Annotated in this window: 21 protein-coding genes; 12 read left to right on the top strand and 9 right to left on the bottom strand. The window is 71.7% G+C overall.

Annotated features, from left to right (window positions below):
* The first annotated feature begins 44 nt into the window (after positions 1-44).
* Entirely contained in the window at positions 45-545 is a 501-nt protein-coding gene (locus RI578_RS03310; protein WP_310869622.1) for a metallophosphoesterase, read from the top strand.
* 264 nt (positions 546-809) lie between these two features.
* Here RI578_RS03310 and RI578_RS03305 read toward each other — a convergent pair whose 3' ends face one another.
* Positions 810-2,063 (bottom strand): YncE family protein, encoded by a 1,254-nt coding sequence (locus RI578_RS03305; protein ID WP_310869621.1) that lies wholly within the window; start codon positions 2,061-2,063, stop codon positions 810-812.
* Positions 2,064-2,280: 217 nt separating this feature from the next.
* On the opposite strand from RI578_RS03305, the gene RI578_RS03300 reads away from it, so the two are divergent.
* The gene (locus tag RI578_RS03300; RefSeq protein WP_310869620.1) at positions 2,281-2,949 is read left to right on the top strand and encodes a TetR/AcrR family transcriptional regulator; all 669 of its coding nucleotides are present in this window, start codon (positions 2,281-2,283) and stop codon (positions 2,947-2,949) included.
* A 108-nt stretch (positions 2,950-3,057) separates the two neighbouring features.
* Here the strand turns inward: RI578_RS03300 and RI578_RS03295 are convergent, their stop codons facing one another.
* A complete protein-coding gene (locus RI578_RS03295; protein WP_310869619.1) occupies positions 3,058-3,423 on the bottom strand; it encodes a nuclear transport factor 2 family protein in 366 nt (121 codons plus the stop codon).
* 178 nt (positions 3,424-3,601) lie between these two features.
* On the opposite strand from RI578_RS03295, the gene RI578_RS03290 reads away from it, so the two are divergent.
* Positions 3,602-3,886 carry a hypothetical protein gene (locus RI578_RS03290; protein ID WP_310869618.1) on the top strand — a complete coding sequence of 95 codons (285 nt, stop codon included), beginning with the start codon at positions 3,602-3,604 and terminating at the stop codon, positions 3,884-3,886.
* A gap of 78 nt (positions 3,887-3,964) precedes the next feature.
* Here the strand turns inward: RI578_RS03290 and RI578_RS03285 are convergent, their stop codons facing one another.
* Positions 3,965-5,722, bottom strand: a complete 1,758-nt coding sequence (locus tag RI578_RS03285; protein ID WP_310869617.1) for an ABC transporter ATP-binding protein — start codon at positions 5,720-5,722, stop codon at positions 3,965-3,967.
* Between the two features lie 149 nt (positions 5,723-5,871).
* Between RI578_RS03285 and RI578_RS03280 the strand changes: the two genes are divergently transcribed.
* The 3 genes from RI578_RS03280 to RI578_RS03270 all read left to right on the top strand — a co-directional run bounded on the left by RI578_RS03280 (position 5,872) and on the right by RI578_RS03270 (position 8,635).
* Positions 5,872-6,960: an S-(hydroxymethyl)mycothiol dehydrogenase gene (locus RI578_RS03280; RefSeq protein ID WP_310869616.1), complete on the top strand. Its 1,089-nt coding sequence runs from the start codon at positions 5,872-5,874 to the stop codon at positions 6,958-6,960.
* Complete coding sequence (locus RI578_RS03275; RefSeq protein WP_310869615.1) at positions 6,960-7,589, top strand: MBL fold metallo-hydrolase; 630 nt, start codon at positions 6,960-6,962, stop codon at positions 7,587-7,589. The genes RI578_RS03280 and RI578_RS03275 overlap by 1 nt, the downstream gene beginning before the upstream one ends.
* A gap of 107 nt (positions 7,590-7,696) precedes the next feature.
* Positions 7,697-8,635 (top strand): SDR family oxidoreductase, encoded by a 939-nt coding sequence (locus tag RI578_RS03270; RefSeq protein ID WP_310869614.1) that lies wholly within the window; start codon positions 7,697-7,699, stop codon positions 8,633-8,635.
* On the opposite strand, the gene RI578_RS03265 is transcribed toward RI578_RS03270, so the two are convergent.
* Positions 8,619-9,158, bottom strand: coding sequence for a hypothetical protein (locus tag RI578_RS03265; RefSeq protein ID WP_310869613.1), 540 nt, complete (start codon positions 9,156-9,158; stop codon positions 8,619-8,621). The two genes, RI578_RS03270 and RI578_RS03265, sit on opposite strands and share 17 nt — an antisense overlap.
* 49 nt (positions 9,159-9,207) lie before the next feature.
* Here RI578_RS03265 and RI578_RS03260 point away from each other — a divergent pair, with 49 nt between their 5' ends.
* The gene (locus RI578_RS03260) at positions 9,208-10,008 is read left to right on the top strand and encodes an SDR family NAD(P)-dependent oxidoreductase (protein WP_310869612.1); all 801 of its coding nucleotides are present in this window, start codon (positions 9,208-9,210) and stop codon (positions 10,006-10,008) included.
* A gap of 145 nt (positions 10,009-10,153) precedes the next feature.
* Entirely contained in the window at positions 10,154-10,849 is a 696-nt protein-coding gene (locus tag RI578_RS03255) for a L,D-transpeptidase family protein (RefSeq protein ID WP_310869611.1), read from the top strand.
* 35 nt (positions 10,850-10,884) lie between these two features.
* Here the strand turns inward: RI578_RS03255 and RI578_RS03250 are convergent, their stop codons facing one another.
* The 4 genes from RI578_RS03250 to RI578_RS03235 are packed head-to-tail and all read right to left on the bottom strand — an operon-like array spanning position 10,885 to position 15,352.
* Positions 10,885-12,087 (bottom strand): Gfo/Idh/MocA family oxidoreductase, encoded by a 1,203-nt coding sequence (locus RI578_RS03250; protein ID WP_310869610.1) that lies wholly within the window; start codon positions 12,085-12,087, stop codon positions 10,885-10,887.
* Between the two features lie 38 nt (positions 12,088-12,125).
* The gene (locus RI578_RS03245; RefSeq protein ID WP_310869609.1) at positions 12,126-13,463 is read right to left on the bottom strand and encodes a sugar ABC transporter substrate-binding protein; all 1,338 of its coding nucleotides are present in this window, start codon (positions 13,461-13,463) and stop codon (positions 12,126-12,128) included.
* A 10-nt stretch (positions 13,464-13,473) separates the two neighbouring features.
* Complete coding sequence (locus tag RI578_RS03240) at positions 13,474-14,439, bottom strand: carbohydrate ABC transporter permease (protein ID WP_310869608.1); 966 nt, start codon at positions 14,437-14,439, stop codon at positions 13,474-13,476.
* Positions 14,440-14,455: 16 nt separating this feature from the next.
* Positions 14,456-15,352, bottom strand: coding sequence for a sugar ABC transporter permease (locus tag RI578_RS03235; RefSeq protein WP_310869607.1), 897 nt, complete (start codon positions 15,350-15,352; stop codon positions 14,456-14,458).
* Between the two features lie 155 nt (positions 15,353-15,507).
* On the opposite strand from RI578_RS03235, the gene RI578_RS03230 reads away from it, so the two are divergent.
* From RI578_RS03230 to RI578_RS03220, 3 genes are all read left to right on the top strand, one after another.
* A complete protein-coding gene (locus RI578_RS03230; RefSeq protein WP_310869606.1) occupies positions 15,508-16,671 on the top strand; it encodes an ROK family transcriptional regulator in 1,164 nt (387 codons plus the stop codon).
* A gap of 150 nt (positions 16,672-16,821) precedes the next feature.
* Positions 16,822-17,007, top strand: coding sequence for a hypothetical protein (locus RI578_RS03225; RefSeq protein ID WP_210958225.1), 186 nt, complete (start codon positions 16,822-16,824; stop codon positions 17,005-17,007).
* Between the two features lie 53 nt (positions 17,008-17,060).
* Positions 17,061-17,885 (top strand): EamA family transporter, encoded by an 825-nt coding sequence (locus RI578_RS03220; protein ID WP_310869605.1) that lies wholly within the window; start codon positions 17,061-17,063, stop codon positions 17,883-17,885.
* A 104-nt stretch (positions 17,886-17,989) separates the two neighbouring features.
* Here RI578_RS03220 and RI578_RS03215 read toward each other — a convergent pair whose 3' ends face one another.
* Positions 17,990-19,366, bottom strand: coding sequence for a S1 family peptidase (locus RI578_RS03215; protein ID WP_310869604.1), 1,377 nt, complete (start codon positions 19,364-19,366; stop codon positions 17,990-17,992).
* Between the two features lie 204 nt (positions 19,367-19,570).
* On the opposite strand from RI578_RS03215, the gene RI578_RS03210 reads away from it, so the two are divergent.
* Entirely contained in the window at positions 19,571-20,749 is a 1,179-nt protein-coding gene (locus tag RI578_RS03210) for an aminotransferase class I/II-fold pyridoxal phosphate-dependent enzyme (protein ID WP_310869603.1), read from the top strand.
* Positions 20,750-20,785 lie beyond the last annotated feature (36 nt).

Here is a 20,785-nt window from a genome sequence, read left to right as displayed (position 1 = left end):
TACGCGTTACAGGCCACATCAGCCCCTTCCTCTAGGCTGGATCCGTGCGCCTGCTGCTCATGTCCGACACCCACCTGCCGAAGCGGGCCAGGGAACTGCCCGCGCCGCTACTGGCCGAAATCCCCCGGGCCGACGTCGTCCTGCACGCGGGCGACTGGGTCGACACGGCCACCCTCGACCTGCTGGAGAGCCGCAGCCGCGGACTCGTCGCCGTGTACGGCAACAACGACGGACCCGGGCTGCGCGCCCGGCTGCCCGAGGTGGCGTACGCCGACCTCGGCGGCCTGCGCTTCGGTGTCGTCCACGAGACGGGTGCCGCCCAGGGGCGCGAGAGACGCTGCGCCGACCGCTACCCCGACCTCGACGTCCTGGTCTTCGGACACAGCCACATCCCCTGGGACACCACCACCGACACCGGCCTGCGCCTGCTCAACCCCGGTTCGCCGACCGACCGGCGGCGTCAGCCCTACTGCACCTACATGACGGCCGAGGTCGCCGACGGCCGGCTCGCGGACGTCGAACTGCACCGGCTGCCGAGGCGGTAGGCGGTCACTCCCGCGAGGGCTGGGGCCGAAGGAGGAGAAAGAGAGGGGGCAGCGCCCGTGAGGACGCTGCCCGGTGCGGCCCGGGACGCTCCGTGTCGGAGGAAGCGGCCCGGGCGCTTCTGGAGTGCGCTGTCACGGACCTCCTTCCGAGGGAAGTAGTGCCGAGGACATGCATGCCTCATCCGTTGCCGGGCGACTACCCCTCCCGGGCGGGCTCACACACGCGAATTCGGACGACATGTCCGGCGCGGGCCGCACGGCACCTCAGCCGGCCGACGGCCCCGTCCAGTCCGCCGCCACATGCCCGAGACGGACGCGCTGGGGGTGGTCGCCGACGGGGACGGACACCGACTTCTCGCCGGTCGCGAAGTCGATCGCCGTGACCTGGTCGGACCCGCTCTCGGACACCACGCAATGGGTGCCGTCGCCGCTGACCGTGGCCCAGTACGGCTTGGCGGCGGGGACGAGCGGCCCCTCCTTGAGCGTCGTGCGGTCGACGACCGTCGCGTAGTCGTCCATCGTGCCCGCCACGCACAGCTTGGCGCCGTCCGGGCTCATGGAGATGCCGTGGTGCCGCGAGTCGTTGACCCAGGTGGTGCGGTCCTCGCTGGTGGCCGGGTTCTTCGGCAGGGTCTTCGTGCGGGTGATCCGGTCGGCGGCGATGTCGTACTCGAAGAAGCCGTTGAAGAACGAGACCTGGAAGTACAGCTTGGACTCGTCGGGCGAGAAGACGGCGGGCCGGACGGCGTCGGAACGGTCGTCGAGACCGATCGCGTCGAGGCGCTCGCGCATGTCGATCACCTTGACCTGCTCGTACGTCGTCGCGTCCACGACCGTGATGCGCCGGTTGCCCTTCGTCCAGTCCAGCCAGGGGGCGTCGAGTGCGGTGTTCACCTCGCCGATGGACATGTTCCAGATGTACTTGCCGTCACTGGTGAAGATGTTCTCGTGCGGCTTGTCACCGGTGCCGAAGGAGCCGAGTTCCTCGCCCGTCCGGATGTCCAGGACGTGCACGGTGTTGGAGGTCGAGGCCGACACCGCGACCCGGGTGCCGTCGGGGGAGACCGCCATGTGGTCGGAGCGGTAACCCGAGACGGGGAAGCGCCAGTCGATGTCACCGGTGGCGAGGTCGATGGACACGACGTCGGCGAAGCTCGGCCGGGAGACGACCACCGACCCGCCGTCCGGCGTCGAGTACATGTCGTCCACGAACTGGTCGTGTCCCTCGCCGACGCTGTTGCGGATGGCCTGGAAGTAGATCCACTTGATCGGATCGGCGTTGATCTCGGCCATCCGCTCGTCGCGGTCCGGGATGACGTCGATCCGGCCGATTCTCGCGAAGTCGCCGGTGGAGCGGATGACGTCGGCGGTGCCGTCCCAGTTGTTGCCGACGAACATCACCTCGCGCAGGCTGTCCCGGGCGTCCGGGGCCGCCGCGGCGGTGGTCGCGGGCGCGGTGACGGTGAGGGCGAGTGCGGCGGCTACGGCGCAAAGGTGCCTGGTACCGAAGGCAGGCATGCTGCTCTCCTCTGGCAGTGGGCGTGATGGGCGTGATGGGCGTGATGGGCGTGATGGGCGTGATGGGCGTGATGGGGGCGCTGGGGCGCGAATTCTGAACACAGCCGCTTTCAGAGTGAACTTACTGCAAAGTAAGGAAGGGGTGCCCTTCTCCACAAGACCGCGTTCACGACAAAATTGGCCGCGGGGCGAGGAGTTGGCGCGGGAGGGGGACCGGGTGGCGGGCAGGCTCAGGGCGCCGACGGGCCGCTACGGCGGCAAGTCCGCCGCGCAGCGACAGGCGGAGCGGCGCGACCGCTTCCTCACCGCCGCGCTCCGACTGTTCGGCGACACCCCCGGCTACCGCGCCACGACCGTGGCGGCCCTCAGCGAGGCCGCCGGCCTGTCCACCCGGCAGTTCTACGAGGAATTCCGCACCCTGGAGGACGTGCTCGCCGCCCTCCACCTCCAGGTCAACGCCTGGGCCGAGCAAGCCGTCCTCGCCGCGGCGGCCGACGCGCGCGAACTCCCGCTTCCCGAACGTGCCGCCGCGATCTTCCGTGCCTACGCCGCCGACGTCACCGGCGATCCGCGCCGCGTCCGCATCACCTTCGTCGAGATCATCGGCGTCAGCCCGCGCCTGGAGGAACAGCGGCTGGCCCGCCGCGCCCGCTGGGTCGACCTCATCTGCGCCGAGGCCCAGTCGGCCGCCGCGCGCGGGGAGGCGGCGCCCCGCGACTACCGGCTCGCCGCCACGGCGTTCATCGGCGGCGTCAACGGCCTGCTCCACGACTACAGCGCGGGCTGGGTGGACGCGACCCTCGACGAGGTCGTGGACGAACTGGTCCGCCAGCTCCTGGCCGTCCTCCGCCCACCGGGATGGAGCCCCGCCGCCCCGGCGAGCTGATCACGTACGGGGCGGGGCCGGCGCCCCCGCGCACCCCAGCACCGCAGACCACCCCGGCGGAGAGCCGATCAGTAGTCGGCGAGCCCGTCGGACGGCCCCGCTGCTCGGCTACTCGTCCCAGACCTGGATGGTGGTCTGCTCGACGATCCTGCCGTCCCGCAGCGACAGCATCGACTCGGCGAGGACCCGCTCACCGTCCGGATACGTGCACTCCTCGGTGAACGCGGCGTGGTCGCCCTGGACGACGCAGCGGTCCAGCCGGTGCGTCATGTCGCGGCCGTACACGTCGTCGAGCATCTCGGCGATCTGGTCCCGGCCGTGCAGGACCTTGGGACGGCTGGGCTGGTCGTACCTGTCGACGATGCGGACCTCCGCGTCCGGCGCGTAGAGCGACACGAGGGGTGCCGCCGTCTCTCCTTCGATGCCCCGGCGCAGCGCTTCGGTGTCGAAGCCGGGGTCTGCCGTGGTGCCCATGACGACCTCCTTCGAAGGCCGCGGGCCCGGGGGAGGGGGGAACGGGCCGCCGTGGCCCTCTCCTTCGAGCTTCCTCCGTCCGGACGCCCACGGCAATCGCGGCCGGGCCACTGGTCCTCACGAGTGAGCGGCGCCACCCGCCCGTGTCCGGGCCCGGCCCGCGCGCGTTGCTCAGAGCATGATCTCAACACGACGTATCGTCGCCGCCGTCGGTCTCGCCGCCGGTGTCACCGGCCTCGCCGCGCCGATGGCGAGCGCGGCCGAGGGAGGCGCGCTGGGCATGGACAAGCTCAGCGTGACGCAGACGCTGGACTCGCTCGCGGTCGGTGACATGCCCGCCGAGGACCGCGCCCAGCTGCCGCGCCCCTCCCAGCAGCTGAACCGGCTCAACGACCTCGAGCAGCTCCAGCAGGTCACCGGCCTGGTCTCGCCGCTGTTCGGCGCCGTCCCCGCCCTGGGCTGACCGCCGGACCGACCCACCGTCGAGGGCCGCCCGACTCCGGGCGGCCCTCACGCGCGTCCGGACGGACTCCGGCGCGGCTCAGCCGCCGGTGGCCAGGAACTGGGTCGCCGCCAGCTCCGCGTACAGCGGATCGGCGGTCACCAGCTCCCGGTGCGTGCCGACGGCGCGGACGCTTCCCGCGTCCATCACCACGATCCGGTCGGCCATCGTCACCGTGGACAGCCGGTGGGCGACGACCAGCACCGTCGTCGTGCGGGACACGTCGGCCACGGTGTCGCGCAGCGCCGCCTCGTTGACCGCGTCCAGCTGCGAGGTGGCCTCGTCGAGCAGCAGCAGCCGGGGACGGCGCAGCAGCGCCCGGGCGATGGCGACGCGCTGGCGCTCGCCCCCGGACAGCTTGGTGCCGCGGTGCCCGACCAGGGTGTCGAGACCCTTCGGCAGCTTGGCGACCATTCCGTCCAGCCGGGTCGTCTTCAGCACCCCGGCGAGCGTGTCGTCGGCCGCCTCCCCGTTGCCCAGCAGCAGGTTGTCCCGCAGCGACCCGGACAGCACCGGGGCGTCCTGCTCCACGTAGCCGATGGCGGCCCGCAGCGAGGACAGTTCCCAGTCCGCCAGACTCCGCCCGTCCAGCGTGATCTCCCCCGACTCGGGGTCGTAGAACCGCTCGACGAGCGAGAACACGGTGGTCTTGCCCGCACCCGACGGGCCGACGAACGCCGTCATCCCCCGGGCCGGCACGTCGAAGGTCACCCCGTGATGGACGTACGGCAGATCGTCCGCGTAGCGGAAGCGGACGTCGTGGAAGGCGAGGGCGGCGGGCCGGTCCCCGGCGGAGGGCAGCGGGGCGGCCGACCGCACCGGCGGCTCGGCGGGCAGCCGCAGCGCCTCCTGGATGCGCACCAGCGCCGCCGCACCCGTCTGGTACTGCGCCACGGCGCCGATCACCTCCTGCAGCGGGGATATCAGGAAGAACACGTACAGCAGGAACGCGACCAGCGTGCCCACGTCCACGGCCCCGGTCGCCACCCGCGCCCCGCCCACCGCCAGCACCGTGATGAAGGCGATCTGGATGGCCAGCCCCGCCGTGTTGCCCGCCGCCGCGGACCACTTGGCGGCCCGCACACTCTGCCGCCACGACTCCTCGGCCGCGTCGTGCAGCACCCGCTCCTCCCGGTGCTCGGCACCCGACGCCTTCACCGTGCGCAGGGCGCCCAGCACCCGCTCCAGCGCGGCCCCCATCACACCGACGGCCTTCTGGGCCTCCTTGCTCGCCCGGTTGATGTGCGGCGCGATCAGCCCGATCACCGTCCCCGCGCCCGCGATCACCGCCAGCGTCACCCCGAGCAGTACCGGATCGACCAGGCCCATCATCACGATCGTCGCCACCAGCGTGAGCCCGCCGGTGCCGAGGCCGACCAGCGACTCGGAGGTGACCGTGCGCAGCAGCGTCGTGTCGGAGGTGATCCGGGCCATCAGGTCACCGGGCTCGGTGCGGTCCACGGCCGCGACGCGCAGCCGCAGCAGATACGACGACAGGGTGCGCCGCGCGTCGAGCACCACCGACTCGGCGGTGCGCCGCAGCACGTAGGAACCCAGGGCGCCCACCACCGCGTTGGCCACGACCAGACCCGACATGGCGAGCAGCGCGCCGGTGATGGCGCGGTCGTGTGACAGGTCGTCGATCAGGCCGCGGGCCACCAGCGGCAGCAGCAGCCCCGTCCCTCCGGTGAGCAGCGAGAGCAGCGCGCCTGCGAACAGCGCGCGGCGGTGCGGCCGGACGTAACCCAGCAGCAGCCGCCAGGCGGGCGGACCGGTCTCCGTCTCTGCGATGCTCACGACGCTCCTTCGATGGCTGGACGGGCGTATTGGCGGACGGGCGGACGGGCGGACGACTCAGGTTATGTCGCCCTGTCGTCGGCCCGTACCGATCAGTTGAGCGTAGGGTCGGAGTGATTCATCGAGTGGCCGAAGAAGGAGTCCAGACCATGGCGCAGGAAGTACGCGGCGTGATCGCACCGGGCAAGGACGAACCCGTGCGGATCGAGACGATCGTCGTGCCCGATCCCGGACCTGGCGAGGCCGTGGTCGCCGTCCAGGCCTGCGGGGTGTGCCACACCGACCTGCACTACAAGCAGGGCGGCATCAGCGACGAGTACCCGTTCCTGCTCGGCCACGAGGCCGCGGGCGTCGTGGAGTCCGTCGGCGCCGGCGTCACCGACGTGGCCCCGGGCGACTTCGTGATCCTCAACTGGCGCGCGGTGTGCGGCAAGTGCCGGGCCTGTCTGCGCGGCCGGCCCTGGTACTGTTTCGACACCCACAACGCCGAGCAGAAGATGACCCTCGCCTCGACCGGCCAGGAACTCTCCCCGGCCCTGGGCATCGGCGCCTTCGCCGAGAAGACGCTGGTCGCCGCCGGACAGTGCACCAAAGTCGATCCGGCCGTCTCCGCGCAGGTGGCCGGACTGCTGGGCTGCGGGGTGATGGCCGGTATCGGTGCCGCCATCAACACCGGCAACGTCGGCCGCGGTGACACGGTCGCCGTCATCGGCTGCGGCGGCGTCGGTGACGCGGCCATCGCAGGTTCCCACCTGGCCGGGGCGGCGAAGGTCATCGCCGTGGACATCGACGACCGCAAGCTGGAGACCGCCCGGAGCATGGGCGCCACCCACACCGTCAACTCCCGCGAGAACGACCCCGTCGAGGCGATCCGCGAACTGACCGGTGGCTTCGGCGCCGACGTGGTCATCGAGGCGGTCGGCCGCCCGGAGACGTACCAGCAGGCCTTCTACGCCCGCGACCTGGCCGGCACCGTCGTCCTCGTCGGCGTACCGACCCCCGAGATGAAGCTGGAACTGCCGCTCCTCGACGTCTTCGGACGCGGCGGATCCCTGAAGTCGTCCTGGTACGGCGACTGCCTGCCCTCCCGTGACTTCCCGATGCTCATCGACCTCCACCTCCAGGGCCGCCTGGACCTCGGCAAGTTCGTCACGGAGACCATCCAGCTCGACGAGGTCGAGAAGGCCTTCGAGCGGATGCACGCCGGTGACGTGCTGCGCTCGGTGGTGGTGCTGTGATGGCCGCCCGCATCGAACGCCTCGTCACCTCCGGACAGTTCAGCCTCGACGGCGGTACCTGGGACGTCGACAACAACGTCTGGCTCGTCGGCGACGACCACGAGGTGATCGTCATCGACGCCGCCCACGACGCCGACGCGATCGCCGAAGCCGTCGGGGACCGCAGGCTGACGGCCATCGTGTGCACCCACGCCCACAACGACCACGTCAACGCCGCGCCGCTCCTCGCCGAGCGCACCGGCGCCGTCATCTGGCTGCACCCCGACGACCTGCCGCTGTGGCACCAGACCCACCCCGACCGCGACCCCGACGCCTGGCTGACCGACGGCCAGGTCATCGAGGCCGCCGGCGCCGACCTGACGGTCCTGCACACCCCCGGGCACGCCCCCGGCGCCGTCTGCCTCTACGACCCGGGCCTCGGCGCCCTCTTCAGCGGCGACACCCTTTTCCAGGGCGGACCCGGCGCCACCGGACGCTCCTACTCCCACTTCCCGACCATCATCGACTCGATCCGCGACCGGCTGCTGGTCCTCCCGCCCGAGACGAAGGTCCACACCGGCCACGGCGACCCGACCACCATCGGAGCCGAGGCCCCGCGACTGGACGAGTGGATCAAGCGCGGGCACTGAGGCACCGGCCGCTGTGGGACACGCGTAAAAGGTGACAGAAGATGTCCGGCTTCCCGGGCACTCTCGATCACGACATCGCTCGTGCGGGAGAGAAACGGGAGCCGGACATGACAACGTCACCGAAAGAGCCGCTGGAGAAGCCGCTGGCGGGCAGGGTCGCACTGGTCGCCGGAGCCACCCGGGGCGCCGGACGCGGCATCGCCGTCGAACTGGGCGCGGCCGGCGCCACCGTCTACGTCACCGGCCGCAGCACCCGCGCCCGGCGCTCCGAGTACGACCGCCCCGAGACCATCGAGGACACCGCCGACCTGGTCACCGAGGCCGGCGGCCGGGGCATCGCCGTACCGACCGACCACCTCGACCCGGCGCAGGTCGCCGCGCTCGTCGACCGCGTCGCCCGCGAACAGGACCGCCTCGACATCCTGGTCAACGACATCTGGGGTGGCGAGAACCTCTTCGACTGGGACAACCCCGTCTGGGAGCACGACCTCGACAAGGGCCTCAGACTTCTGCGGCTCGCCGTCGAGACCCACGCCGTCACCAGCCACCACGCACTGCCGCTGCTGCTGCGCCGCCCCGGCGGACTGGTCGTCGAGGTCACCGACGGCACCGACGACTACAACCGCGACCACTACCGCGTCTCCTTCTTCTACGACCTGGCCAAGACGTCGGTCCTGCGCATGGCCTTCGCCCTCGGCCACGAACTCGGCCCGCGCGGCGCGACGGCCGTCGCGCTCACCCCCGGCTGGCTGCGCTCGGAGATCATGCTCGACCACTTCGGCGTACGCGAGGAGAACTGGCGCGACGCCCTCGACCGCGTCCCGCACTTCGCCATCTCCGAGACGCCCCGCTACGTGGGCCGCGCCGTCACCGCCCTCGCCGCCGACCCGGACGTGGCGCGCTTCAACGGCCGGTCCCTCTCCAGCGGCGGTCTCGCCCAGGAGTACGGCTTCACCGACCTCGACGGCAGCCGCCCGGACGCCTGGCGCTACGTCGTCGAGGTGCAGGACGCGGACAAGCCCGCCGACGTCACCGGTTACCGCTGACGGGCGGCAGCGGCCAGCGGGCCGCGTGACCCGGGGGGAGGGCCAGGTCCTCCCGTACGGCCGTGTAGTAGCCCTCTCGACCGGCGCGCTGCCGCTCCAGCAGGGCCTGCCAGGCGTCGGGGTCACGCGTCTCCTCGCGCAGGAAGCGCTCCATTTCCAGCACCGTCACGACCCAGACCCGTGCCTTCTCCACGACCTCCCTGCCGCCGAGCAGGAGCAGCGCCTCCCCGGCGGGGTCCCGGGCGAGGGCGGCCTCGGCCTGGGCCGGCGCGGCCTCCTCGGGGCTCAGCGGGTGCGGGTGCGGGTCGTTGCCGAGGTGGGCGGCGACCCGGTACGTCAGCGTGACGGAGGTCTTGAGGGTCCGCGCGTAGTCGGCGTAGACCGCGAGCCTGCGCTCCTCCCAGCGGGCCGCGGTCTCACGGCGGAACCGGGCCCGGTCACTGCGGACGACGGCGAGATACGAACCGAGCGCTCCGATGACGACACCTATGAGCGCGGGGAGTTGCTGCAAGAACGCGGACATGGGGGCACGCTAGCTGCCCGAGTGATCGTCGCGGCAGTACCGTCGGGCCATGACGGACACAGGGCGATTCACCGACCACGGAGTACTGATCACCGGCGCCGCCCGGGGCATCGGCGCGGCCACCGCACGCCGGTTCGCCGCCGAGGGGGCGCGGGTGCTGCTGACCGACGCGGACCTCGCGGCGGCGCGGCGTACGGCGGGGGAGCTGACGGAACAGGGCCTCACCGCGGAGGCGTTCGGCTGCGACGTGGCCGACCGGGCGTCCGTCGAGGCGGCAGTCGCCCGCGCGGTGGACACCTTCGGCGCCCTCGACGTGCTGGTGAACAACGCCTACGCCTGCTCGCCCGACGCCCCGCTCTTCGAGGACGAACCCGACGAGGTCTGGGCCCGCGACCTCGACGTCACCCTCACCGGCGCCTACCGCTGCTGCCGTGCCGCGCTGCCCCACCTCGCGGCCTCGGGGCGCGGGGCGATCGTGAGCGTCGGCTCGGTCAACGGCGTCCAGGACTTCGGCAACCACGCCTACAGCGCCGCCAAGGCGGGGCTCGCCTCCCTGACCCGCACCCTCGCCGGACACGCGGCCGCGCGCGGCGTCCGCGTCAACCTCGTGACGCCGGGCACCGTGCGCACCACGGCCTGGGAGGGCCGGGAGGACGATCTCGCGGCGGTCCGGCGGCTGTACCCGCTGGGGCGGGTCGGCGAACCCGAGGACATCGCGGCGGCCGTAGCCTTCCTCGCCTCGCGGGACGCGGCCTGGATCACCGGCACCACGCTGGCCGTCGACGGTGGTCTGACCGCGGTCAACACCGGGTTCCGGCAGGCGGTCCAGGAGTGGGGCGACACGGACTGACGGCCGGCCGGCGGTTCGAGGACGCCCGGTGGCGTTTGTCACCGTTCGGTCGCGACGTGGGCGCGGCGGGCAACCGAAGCCACCGGGCGGCGGTCTAGCAGGCGGGGAGCACACCCACCGCTTCGACGCGAAAGGCTGACCGGCCATGGGGGACATACGCAGACGGGGAGCCGTCGCACTCGGAGTCACCGCACTGGTGGCACCGCTCACGCTCGCGCTCGGCGCCGCACCGGCCCAGGCGGCGAGCTGCACCACGCAGACCGGCCCGTACCAGAAGAAGGTGGAGAAGTTCCTCGGCCGCCCGGCCGACGGCAAGCAGTCCACCGCCGACTGCAAGGCGATCCGCGCCTTCCAGACCAAGCACGGCATCAAGCCGAACATCGGCTACGCGGGCCCTGTCACCTGGGGCGTGATGGACCTGATGACGAAGCAGAAGGCCGTCGGCAAGAACCCCAACAAGTCGGGCAAGTGCCCCGTCAACAAGGGCCGTATCGCCTGCGTGGACCTCACCCTCCAGCTGAGCTGGATCCAGGACGGCAAGAAGGTCGTGTACGGTCCCGTGCCGGTCCGCACCGGCCGCAACGGATACGAGACCCGCACCGGCCTGAAGAAGGTCTACTGGCGCAACATCGACCACCACTCGACCATCTACGACGTGCCGATGCCCTACAGCCAGTTCTTCGACGGCGGCCAGGCCTTCCACTCGGCCGGCGTCAGCATGTGGAACCCGCCGGGCTCGCACGGCTGCGTCAACATGACGAAGACCGACGCCAAGAAGTACTGGTCGCTGCTGAAGAAGGGCGACGACGTCTACGTGTACGGCCGCAAGCCGGGCACCTGACGGTTGTCCTCGGGCACCCGGCTCGCGCGGCCGCGTCACAGCACCGGCGCGTCCCCGAAGTCCGGGATCTCCAGCCTCGTCCCGCCCTGCCGGGCTGACTCGTGCGCGACGATGCCCGGCAGGGTGTAGCGGGCGGCGACCCACGCGTTCACGGACGGCAGGGTCCGGGAGTTCACCGCCGTCACGAAGTCGTCCACCAGGAAGTGGTGGCTGCCCTCGTGTCCGTTGTGCATCTCGTCGAACGCCCTCGGCAGCCGTGCCCGGTCGTGCACCGGCGCCGAACCCGAGGTGAAGGCGGCCCGCAGTTTTGGCGCGACGTGCTGGAGGGACGGGTCGTCGGGCGACATGGTGGGCTTGGGCTCCAGCAGGTCGCTGATGTCCTCGACCCCGCTCTTGTCCTGCCACAGGGCCACCGTGGCGAGCTGCTCCATGCTCGCCTCGGTGCCGAAGAAGCGGAAACGGGACTCCCGGATGTGCGAGGGGTAGCCGACCCGCCGGAACTCGTTCGTGCGGAACGACCCGCCGCCGGCCACCTCGAACAACGCCGTCGCGTTGGAGACGTCGTTGTCGAACCGGCTCACCGACCGGTCGAAGACCCCGTCCCCGCGCTCGTCCACCACTCCGAGCGCCGAGACGCTGACCGCGTGCGTCCGCCAGGCGCCCAGCACCCCGCCCACCGAGTGCGTCGGGTACAGCAGCGGCGGATAGCTGGCGGTGGACTTCCACTCCTCGCCGCCGCTGTACCGGTACGCGTCGTAGAAGCCCAGGTCCATGTCGTGGACGTAGTCGCCCTCGGCGTAGAAGAGCCGCCCGAAGGCGCCCTCGGCGATGCGGTTGCGGGCGTGCACGGTCGCCGGGTTGTACTGGCTGGTCTCGCCCATCATGTACGTCAGTCCGGTCGCCTTGACCGCGTCTATGATCTCCGCGATCTCCCGGGTGCTGATCGCCATGGGGACCGCCGAGTACACGTGCTTGCCCGCGCCCAGCCCCTGGAGCACGAGCGGGCCGTGGGTCCAGCGCTGCGTGAAGATCGCGACGGCGTCGACCGCCTCCGACTCCAGCATCGCCTCGTAGGTCGGGAAGGTGCCGGTGAGGCCTTCGGCGGCGGCGAGCCGCTCGGCCCGGTCCGGGAGCAGGTCGGTGACATACACGTCGCTCACACCTGGGTGGGCCAGGAACAGCCTGGCGAACTGGCCGGAGAACTGGCCGGCACCGACGATGCCGAGGGAGAACGTCATGAATGGCGTGCCCTTCACTGGTCGCGTCACTGGTCGCGTCACTGGTCGAGGATGAGATTGATCTGGTCGTTGGTCTCGTCGAGGCCGCTCACCGGCTTCCCGCCGCCGTAGATGTCCTGCATGGCGGGCTGCATGAGCGCGTGCACATCCGCCGCGTAGTTGGTGATGGGGTACGTGAAGGTCCGGAAGTCCGTCTTCTCGTCGACCGGCCGGGTGAAGGCCGATACGTCGATGCCCTTCTTCTCGTAGGCCGCGACGGCCGCCTCCGTGCCGTCGGGCGTGGCCGGGAAGACGATGCCGTGGCCGCCCACGGTGCGCTGGCACTCCTCGGAGGCCAGGTACTTCACCCACTTCAGGGCGCCCGGCTTGTTGCGGGCATTCCTGGTGACGGAGTCCGCGAGGCCGTTCATCATCGTGGCCCGCTTGCCGGTCGGGCCCACCGGGGTGACGGCGGTGGCGACGTCCATGCCCTCGAAACCGGCGTAGGTCGAGAGCATCCACGCCCCGTCGAAGGCGGTGGCCGCCCTGCCCGCGGCCACCTGTGCGTTGGCCTCGTTGGACTGGGAGTAGTCGGTGAGGGGGGCCAGGTAGCCCTTGTCCGCCAGTCCGAAGTACCACTCGATCACCGACTGGAAGGTGTCGTCGTCGTACCGGTACTCGGTGCCCCACCGCTCCTTGTCGGTGTAGGTCCAGCCCGCCGACGCGGCGAAGTGGCTCCAGGTGGTCTGACCGTCGCCGTCACCGCCGCCGTTGGAGGCGAGGCCGTAGGTCTTGACGTTGTCCTTGTCGAAGCCGGGTTCGTCGCCCCGCCTGCCCTGCTCGTCCACCGTCAGGTGCGCGACGGCCTTCTCGAAGGTGCCGCCGTCCTCGGGGTTCCAGGAGAGACCGTTCAGCTCCTCGGCGCTCAGCCCGGCGTCCCGCGTCATCCTCTCGTTGTAGAAGAGGGCGACGGTGTCCCAGTCCTTCGGGGTGCCGTAGCGGTGGCCGTCCTCGCCGATCCAGCTGGCGGCCAGCCCGGGCTGGTAGTCGGAGTCCTCGATGCCCAGGTCGTCGAGCGGTTCCAGCACCTTCAGGCCGGCGAACTGGCCGAACTTCTGGATGTGGTCGGTGAACACGTCCGGCTGAGTGCCCGCGATGAAGCTCGCGGTGAGCTTGGTCCAGTAGTCGTCCCAGCCCATCTGGGAGATCCTCACGTCCAGGCCGGGGTTCCGCTTCTCGAAGTCCTCGGCGCACGCCTGGTAGGCGGGCAGCTGGTTGGTGTCCCAGAGCCAGTACGTCACCGTGTTCGCGGACGACCCGGCGCCGCCCTGCGCGCAGCCGCTCACCAGGGACAGCGCCAGTGCCCCGGTCAGAGCGGCGGCCGTACGAAATCGCATGTCCGTCCCCTCACTTGATGCCGGTGAAGCTGATGGTGCCGACGATGCGACGCGCGAAGACGCCGAAGAGCAGCAGCATGGGCAGCGCCGCGATGAGCGTGGCCGCCATCAGGCCGGACCAGTCGACGCCGGTCGTCGGGGTCTGCGCGCGGAAGATGGCCAGCGCCACGGTCAGTACGCGCGAGCTGTCGCTGTAGGAGACCATCAGCGGCCAGAAGTAGTCGTTCCAGGACGTGATGTACGTCAGCACGGCCAGGGTCAGCACGGGCGTGGCCGCCATCGGCAGCAGCACCCGGAAGAAGACCCGCACCTTTCCGGCACCGTCGAGGAGCGCCGCCTCCTCCACCTCCCGGGGGACGTTCATGAAGAACTGCCGCAGGAAGAACACCGCGAACGGGGTCATGAACATCGTGGGCAGGGCGATGCCCAGCAGCGAGTCCACCAGGCCGAGTTCCTTGATGAGCACGAAGTTCGGCAGCAGGGTGAAGACGGCCGGCACCATCAGCCCGGCCAGGAACAGGCCGAACACCGTGTCCCGGCCCCGCCACCGCAGTCGGGCGAAGGCGTACGCGGCCATGGCGGAGAAGAGGATCTGGCAGACGGTGACCAGGGTGGAGACGAACACCGAGTTGAGCAGGTACCGCCAGAACTCGAGCCCGCCGCCCGCGCCGCCCTGCGCGATGGCCTCCTCGGCGGACTGCAGGCCGAGGGCCCGTTCGAAACCGCCGGTCGTCGGATCGACGGGCAGCGGGTCGGCCGGGTGGCCGGCCAGTCCGGTGTTGGTGGACAGCGCGGTGCGCAGGATCCAGTAGAAGGGCAGCAGGGTGACGAGCACGATCGCCGCCATCACCGCCCAGGCCACGATCCGCCCGGGGGAGAGGCGGCGCCTGCCGCGCCGTACCGTCGCCCGGTCGGCCGAAGACGCCCCGGCCGACGCCGGAGACGCCTCGGTGGACACGGAGGCCGTGTCGGCCATCTCGTTCTCCTCTCCGTCAGCCGAGGTCGGTCCGGCCGGCCCGGGTGAGCCGGTACTGGACGAAGGTGATGGCGCTCAGCACGACGAGCAGGGCGACGGACATCGCCGAGGCGTACCCGAACTGGAAGCGGCCGAAGGCGGCGCCGTAGATGTAGAACTGCAGCACGTTGGTGGCGTTCGCCGGTCCGCCGGCGGTGGTCACGGCGACCGTGTCGAAGACCTGGAACGAGCCGATCACGGTCATGATGAGGACGACCGCGAGGACCGGCCGCAGCAGCGGCATCGTGATCCGCCAGAACATCCGCCACTCGCTCGCGCCGTCCACCTTCGCGGCCTCGTACATGTCGTTGGGGATGGCCTGGAGCCCCGCGAACAGCAGGAGCGCGGTGTAGCCGACGTGCCGCCACACGTTGATCAGCGCGATGGTCGGGACGGCCCAGGTCTCGTCGGCGAGGAACGGGACGCGGTCGAGACCGAGCGCCGCGAGGATCTCGTTCCCGATGCCGAGCTGCGTGTCCAGGATCCACAGCCAGACGATGCCCGCCACGACGTTGGACATCAGATACGGCGTGAGCACGATCCCGCGCAGCACCGACGACTGCGTCAGCCGCTGGAGCAACACGGCGACGGCCAGCGCCGACACCGTCTGCACGCCGATGTTGATGACGACGTAGACGACCGTGATCCGCAGCGAGTCCCAGAAGATGGGGTCGTGGACCATCCGCACGTAGTTGTCCAGGCCCACCCACTCAGCCGGCGTCAGCAGGTTGAAGCGGGTGAAGCTCAGGTAGATCCCGCGCAGTGTCGGCCAGAGCAGGAAGACCGTGTAGCCCAGAAGTGCCGGCGCGACGAACACCGCGGCCAGACGTCCGTCGCCCCGGTTCTCGGCACGACGGCCGGAGGGGATGGTCATCGGGAGACTCCCTCTCATGCGGCGGCTCGGTACTTACTTTTGGCGCGGAACAATCAGCGCGTCAAGGGGTGGTGCCAGTATCTTTTCCTGGAGTCAACGCCGACCTCGACTGGTCTTGTTAGTTCCGTTATGGAAGAAAGTGGGGCTCGACCGTCATGACCACAAGTGCCGAAGGCTGGCTTCCGCTGAGTCCCGGCGAGCGCTCCGTGGCGATCGAGGTGCTCGTGCACGGGCCGCTGTCCCGTACCGAGATCGCCCGGCGGCTCGCTCTCTCCCCGGGCAGCCTCACCCGGCTGACCAAGCCGCTCATCGAGTCGCGGCTGCTGGTCGAGGTCCCGGAGGCGGGCGCGCCGGCCGGAGTGCGGCAGGGCAGGCCCTCGCAGCCGCTCGACGTGGTCGCCGACTCCCGGTACTTCCTCGGCTTCAAGATCACCGGTGACATGGTGTACGGCGTCGTCACCACCCTCAGAAGCGAGATCGTCGCCCGCCACGACCGTCCGCTCGCCACGCACGACCCCGTCGAGGTCGCCGAGCTGGTGGCCGCGATGACCCGGGAGCTGTCCCGTGACCGGACCCGGGTCGCCGGCATCGGCATCGGTGTCGGAGGGCTCGTGGAGGGCCGCGCCGTGGTCGGCGAGTCACCCTTCCTGGGGTGGCGGGGCGTTCCACTGGCCGGACTCGTCGAGGAGCGCACCGGGCTGCCGGTCGTCGTCGAGAACGACACCGCCGCCTTCGTGGAGGCCGAGACCTGGTTCGGGGCGGGGCGCGGCCTGGACCGGTTCGTCGTCCTCACCATCGGCGCCGGCGTCGGTTACGGACTCGTGCTCGGCGGCAAGCGGGTGCCGTACTCGGGGGGCGAGGACCGCGGGTTCGGCCGCCACTGGATCCTCGACCCGTACGGCCCGCTCACCCCCGACGGCCGACGCGGCAGCGCCGTGTCACTGCTGACCATCCCCAACATCCGCTACCAGGTCAGGGCCGCCACCGGCCGGGACTGGAGCTACGAGGAGATCCTCGCGGCCGCAGCCGAAGGCGAGCCCATGCCCGCCCGGGTCGTCGAGGAGGCCGGGCGCGCCCTGGGCACCCTGGTGGCGCAGATCGCCAACTTCGTGATGCCGCAGCGGATCCTGCTCGCCGGGGAGGGGGTCGGCCTGATGGACATGGCCGGTGATGTGGTGGAGGACACCATCCGCGACAACCGGCATCCGCAGGCCGTGCCGGTCGGTCTGGAGACCCGGGTGTCCGACTTTCACGACTGGGCGCGCGGTGCCGCCGTGCTGGCGATCCAGGTGCTGGTGCTGGGGGCCGCGCAGATGTGAAGTGGCGGGCCGTGTGCGGCGGAACACAGTCGCCGAGAACGAACTCGCCGGTAGACCTTGACAGATGAGAAGATCGACGTGATCAGTAACACGGTCCGGTATGTCCGTTTGGCTCGCCATTACTCACATCGTCTTCACGCCGGGCGCCGTATGCTTCACAGCATGTCCACCACTGTTGAACCCTCCTCCGAGCGATCGGCTGCCGAGGTCAACGAGGAGATCCGGGCCCTGTGGCTCCGGTCGGGCGGGACACTGAGCGTCGAGCAGCGCGCGGAATACCAGCGGCTGGTCATGGAGTGGGCCACCGCGGCCCCGGAGCCCGCGCAGGCCGCCTGAGCGGCTGAGGCTCCTCGGCGCATCGGAGCCCCGGCCCCGGGCACCCCCTCGGGATGGGTGCCCTTCTCGCACTGACCTCGGCCGTTCTCTACGGCGTCGTCGACTTCGCCGGCGGCCTTCTGTCCCGGCGCATCCACTTCGCCGCCGTCACCTTCCTCGGCCAGGTCGGCGGGCTCGTCCTCGCCTGCGTGGCCGCCCTCCTCGTGACCACCCCCGACGTCCGCACCGCGGACCTGCTGTGGGGCGCCCTGTCCGGCGTGGGCAGCGGCGTCGCCATGCACTTCCTCAACCGGGGCCTGAGCCGCGGCGCGATGAGCGTGGTGGTGCCGGTGAGCGCCGTCACAGGTGTCGCGCTCTCCGTCCTGTGCGGCGTACTCGTCCTCGGAGACCGCCCCGGCGGCCTCGCGTGGGTGGGAATCGCCGTCACCGTGCCCGCGCTCTGGCTCGTCTCCGGCGGCGGCACCGGCCCGGGCCACGCCGTCACCGACGGTCTGCTCGCCAGCGCGGGCGTCGCCGTCCAGTACCTCGCCCTCGGGCAGGCCGGCCCCGAAAGCGGCCTGTGGCCCGTGGCGGCCGGCCGCGTCGCCGCCGTACTCCTGCTGCTCCCCGCCGCCGCCCGGCACACCGGGCGCCTGCGGCTGCCGCCGCGTCGGGCCGCCGAGGCACTGCTGATCGGCGCCGGTGCCGCGCTCGGCCTGATCCTGTACCTTCTCGCCGCCCAGCGGCAACTGCTGTCGGTCGCCGTGGTCCTCGCCTCCCTCTACCCGGCACTGCCCGTCGTCCTGGGCCTCGCCCTCCTCCACGAGCGGGCCGACCGGCGGCGGGCCGTGGGCCTGATCGGCGCGGCGGCGGCCACGGTGCTGCTGACGCTGGGCTGAGCGCCGGGACCCCGTGTGCGGCGCACGTCGCCGTCCCACGCCCGGACACGGGCGGCCGGCCGTGGCGGCCGAGGGTGGGCGCCGGTCCGTGTCCGCCCCACAGCTCAGCCCCATGTCGCCGAATAGTGCCGTCGATAGGCCTTGCGGTCCTGATCCGCGCGGATCCACCGGGTGGCCACCAGGGCGACCAGGCTGCCCGCGACGACGAGCATGCCCGGGCCGACGTTGCGGCGGTCGGTGAGACGGGAGAGCAGGGTCGAGCCGGTGACGCCCGTCGCGGGCGCCGCGGCCCCGGGCGTCACGGCACCCGGCACGGTTCCACCGCCACCACCGCCGGTGGCGGCCGGTGAGGAGGGCGTGGCGCCGGACCCCGCTCCTTCCCGCGCGGAGACGATCAGCTCGACACCGAGCGACTTCATCGCCTCCGGCAGCGGCTGGAAGAACGTCGTACCCCCCTTGTCGCAGTCGCCGCTGCCGCCCGACGTCACACCGAGCGCGACGCCCTCGGAGAACATCGGCCCCCCGCTGTCCCCGGGTTCGGCGCACACGTCGGTCTCGATGAGGCCGGTGACCGTGCCCTCCGGGTAGTTCACCGTCGCGTCGAGCGCGGACACTCGGCCGTCGCGCAGCCCGCTGGTGCTGCCGCTGCGGAACACCCGCTGCCCGACGGCCGGTTCACCCGCACCCGTGATCCGCACCCCCTTGCCTCCACCGACCGCCACCACGTCGGCGCCGCCACCCGCCTTGCCGTTCGCGTACTCCACGAGGGAGAAGTCGTCCCCGGGGAAGCTCCCGGCGACCGTCCTGCCGACCTGCCGGTCGCCCCCGTCGTCGCCGAACCAGACGGACCCCGTCGGCCCGCAGTGGCCGGCGGTGAGGATGAAGTCGCTCTGTCCGTCGGTCACGTTGAAGCCCGCCGAGCAGCGCCCCGCCGTGGACAGGATCGGCTCCGCGCCGTTCAGCCGAGTCGTGAACGTGCCCTCGGTCCGCTCCATCCGGACGAAGCCGCCGATGTCCTCCGCGACGCCCGTCAGCCGGGACCAGTCGGACCCGGAGACCGTGCTGTCACCCCGTACCACCACCTCGTTCGACCGGTAGTCGAGGGCCCACGCCGTACCGGGCACCCGGGGTGCCGAACGCAGCGTCGAGGTCGCCGACTTCAGCTCGGACATGCTGTGCCGCACGAGCTTCGCCTCGGCACCGGCCCGCCGCACCGCCTCGGCCGTGCTCTCGTCGGTGACCGCGACGACCGGCCGCCCGTCGGAGCCGACCCAGTGGCCCGCCGTACGGGAGGCGCCCAGCCGTGACACGAGGCCGGCGCCGGTACCGGGCGCGGGCCGCGCCAGCGTGTGCGGCGCGGCGGACGTGTCGGGGGGTTCGCTCGCCACCGCCCGGGTGACCATCGTCCCCCCGACCAGGAGTCCGCCGACGGCCGCCAGCCGTGCCACTCGCCGGACGATGCGTCGTCGTGCGTGCCTCATGCGTGCGCTCCCGAACCCGGACACACGGCGTCGCCGCCGCGGGGGCCTCCGGACGTCGAGCGCCCTCCTCCCATACGGGGGCGGCCCCGCCCGTGTTCACCGGGTCGGCGGTCCCGTCGGTGCTCGTCCATGCCGGCGGGCGGCGTCGGCGGCGTCCGTGCTCCCCGTTCCCCGGTCGCACCGCGGGCCCCTATCTTGTGCCCCATGACCAGCATCCCGCAGCACCAGCCAGGTGAACCGAACCCCCTGCGCGCACTCACCCTCGACCAGCTGCGCCGCCGGACGAGCATGAAGTGGCGCACCTACCCCGCGGACGTGCTGCCGCTGTGGGTGGCCGAGATGGACGTGCCGCTCGCCGAACCCGTCGCGCGCGCCGTCACCGACGCCATGGAACTCGGCGACACCGGCTACCCCGTCGGCACCGCCTACGCCGAGGCCCTGGCCGCCTTCGCCGGCAAGCGGTGGGGGTGGGACGACCTCGCGGTGGAACGCACCGCGATCGTGCCCGACGTGATGCTGGGCGTCGTCGAGATGCTCAAGCTGGTCACGGGGCCGGGCGATCCGGTGGTCCTGAACCCGCCGGTGTACCCGCCGTTCTACCAGTTCGTGACGCACATGGACCGGCGAGTCGTCGAGGCGCCGCTCGGCGCGGACCTGCGCATCGACCTCGGGACACTGGAGGAGGCGTTCCGGCGGGCCGTCGCGGACGGCGGGCGGGCCGCCTACCTGCTGTGCAGCCCGCACAACCCGACCGGTACGGTGCACACCGCCGAGGAGCTGGCCGCCGTCGCGGCCCTCGCCGAGCGGTACGGCGTCCGGGTCGTCGCCGACGAGATCCACGCGCCGGTCGTGTCCGCGGGCGCGCGGTTCGTGCCGTACCTGAGCGTGCCCGGCGCCGAGCGCGGCCTCGCCCTGATGTCGGCGTCCAAGGGCTGGAACCTGGCCGGGCTCAAGGCGGCCCTCGCCCTCGCCGGACCCGGCGCCGCCGCCGACCTGGCGCGGATGCCCGAGGAGGTCGGCCACGGACCGAGCCATGTCGGCGTCCTCGCCCACACCGCCGCCCTGCGCGACGGCGCCGCCTGGCTGGACGCGGTCCTGGCCGGGCTCGACGAGAACCGGCGGCTGCTGACCGACCTGCTGGCCGAGCACCTGCCCGGCGTCGTCCACCACGCCGGGGAGGCGACCTACCTGGCCTGGCTCGACTGCCGCGCGCTCGGCCTCGGCGACGACCCGGCGGACGTCTTCCTCCACCGCGGCCGGGTCGCCCTCAGCTCCGGCATCCCCTTCGGCACCGGCGGGGCGGGACACGTACGGCTCAACCTGGCGGCCTCGCCCGAGGTGATCACGGAGGCGGTGCGGAGGATGACGGCGGCCCTGGCCTGAGCGAGGGGCGCGACATCGTCCGGCACCTATACTTCC

It is taken from the genome of Streptomyces sp. BB1-1-1 (assembly GCF_031597775.1).
GTDB lineage: Bacteria > Actinomycetota > Actinomycetes > Streptomycetales > Streptomycetaceae > Streptomyces > Streptomyces thinghirensis.
This window is presented reverse-complemented; position numbering and strand designations above follow the sequence as displayed.

Coding starts and splice junctions, on each gene's coding strand:
- RI578_RS03305 (WP_310869621.1), bottom strand. CDS start 2,063: ATGCCTGCCTTCGGTACCAGGCACCTTTGCGCCGTAGCCGCCGCACTC.
- RI578_RS03295 (WP_310869619.1), bottom strand. CDS start 3,423: ATGGGCACCACGGCAGACCCCGGCTTCGACACCGAAGCGCTGCGCCGG.
- RI578_RS03290 (WP_310869618.1), top strand. CDS start 3,602: ATGATCTCAACACGACGTATCGTCGCCGCCGTCGGTCTCGCCGCCGGT.
- RI578_RS03280 (WP_310869616.1), top strand. CDS start 5,872: ATGGCGCAGGAAGTACGCGGCGTGATCGCACCGGGCAAGGACGAACCC.
- RI578_RS03275 (WP_310869615.1), top strand. CDS start 6,960: ATGGCCGCCCGCATCGAACGCCTCGTCACCTCCGGACAGTTCAGCCTC.
- RI578_RS03270 (WP_310869614.1), top strand. CDS start 7,697: ATGACAACGTCACCGAAAGAGCCGCTGGAGAAGCCGCTGGCGGGCAGG.
- RI578_RS03265 (WP_310869613.1), bottom strand. CDS start 9,158: ATGTCCGCGTTCTTGCAGCAACTCCCCGCGCTCATAGGTGTCGTCATC.
- RI578_RS03260 (WP_310869612.1), top strand. CDS start 9,208: ATGACGGACACAGGGCGATTCACCGACCACGGAGTACTGATCACCGGC.
- RI578_RS03255 (WP_310869611.1), top strand. CDS start 10,154: ATGGGGGACATACGCAGACGGGGAGCCGTCGCACTCGGAGTCACCGCA.
- RI578_RS03250 (WP_310869610.1), bottom strand. CDS start 12,087: ATGACGTTCTCCCTCGGCATCGTCGGTGCCGGCCAGTTCTCCGGCCAG.
- RI578_RS03245 (WP_310869609.1), bottom strand. CDS start 13,463: ATGCGATTTCGTACGGCCGCCGCTCTGACCGGGGCACTGGCGCTGTCC.
- RI578_RS03240 (WP_310869608.1), bottom strand. CDS start 14,439: ATGGCCGACACGGCCTCCGTGTCCACCGAGGCGTCTCCGGCGTCGGCC.
- RI578_RS03235 (WP_310869607.1), bottom strand. CDS start 15,352: ATGACCATCCCCTCCGGCCGTCGTGCCGAGAACCGGGGCGACGGACGT.
- RI578_RS03230 (WP_310869606.1), top strand. CDS start 15,508: ATGACCACAAGTGCCGAAGGCTGGCTTCCGCTGAGTCCCGGCGAGCGC.
- RI578_RS03225 (WP_210958225.1), top strand. CDS start 16,822: ATGCTTCACAGCATGTCCACCACTGTTGAACCCTCCTCCGAGCGATCG.
- RI578_RS03220 (WP_310869605.1), top strand. CDS start 17,061: ATGGGTGCCCTTCTCGCACTGACCTCGGCCGTTCTCTACGGCGTCGTC.
- RI578_RS03215 (WP_310869604.1), bottom strand. CDS start 19,366: ATGAGGCACGCACGACGACGCATCGTCCGGCGAGTGGCACGGCTGGCG.
- RI578_RS03210 (WP_310869603.1), top strand. CDS start 19,571: ATGACCAGCATCCCGCAGCACCAGCCAGGTGAACCGAACCCCCTGCGC.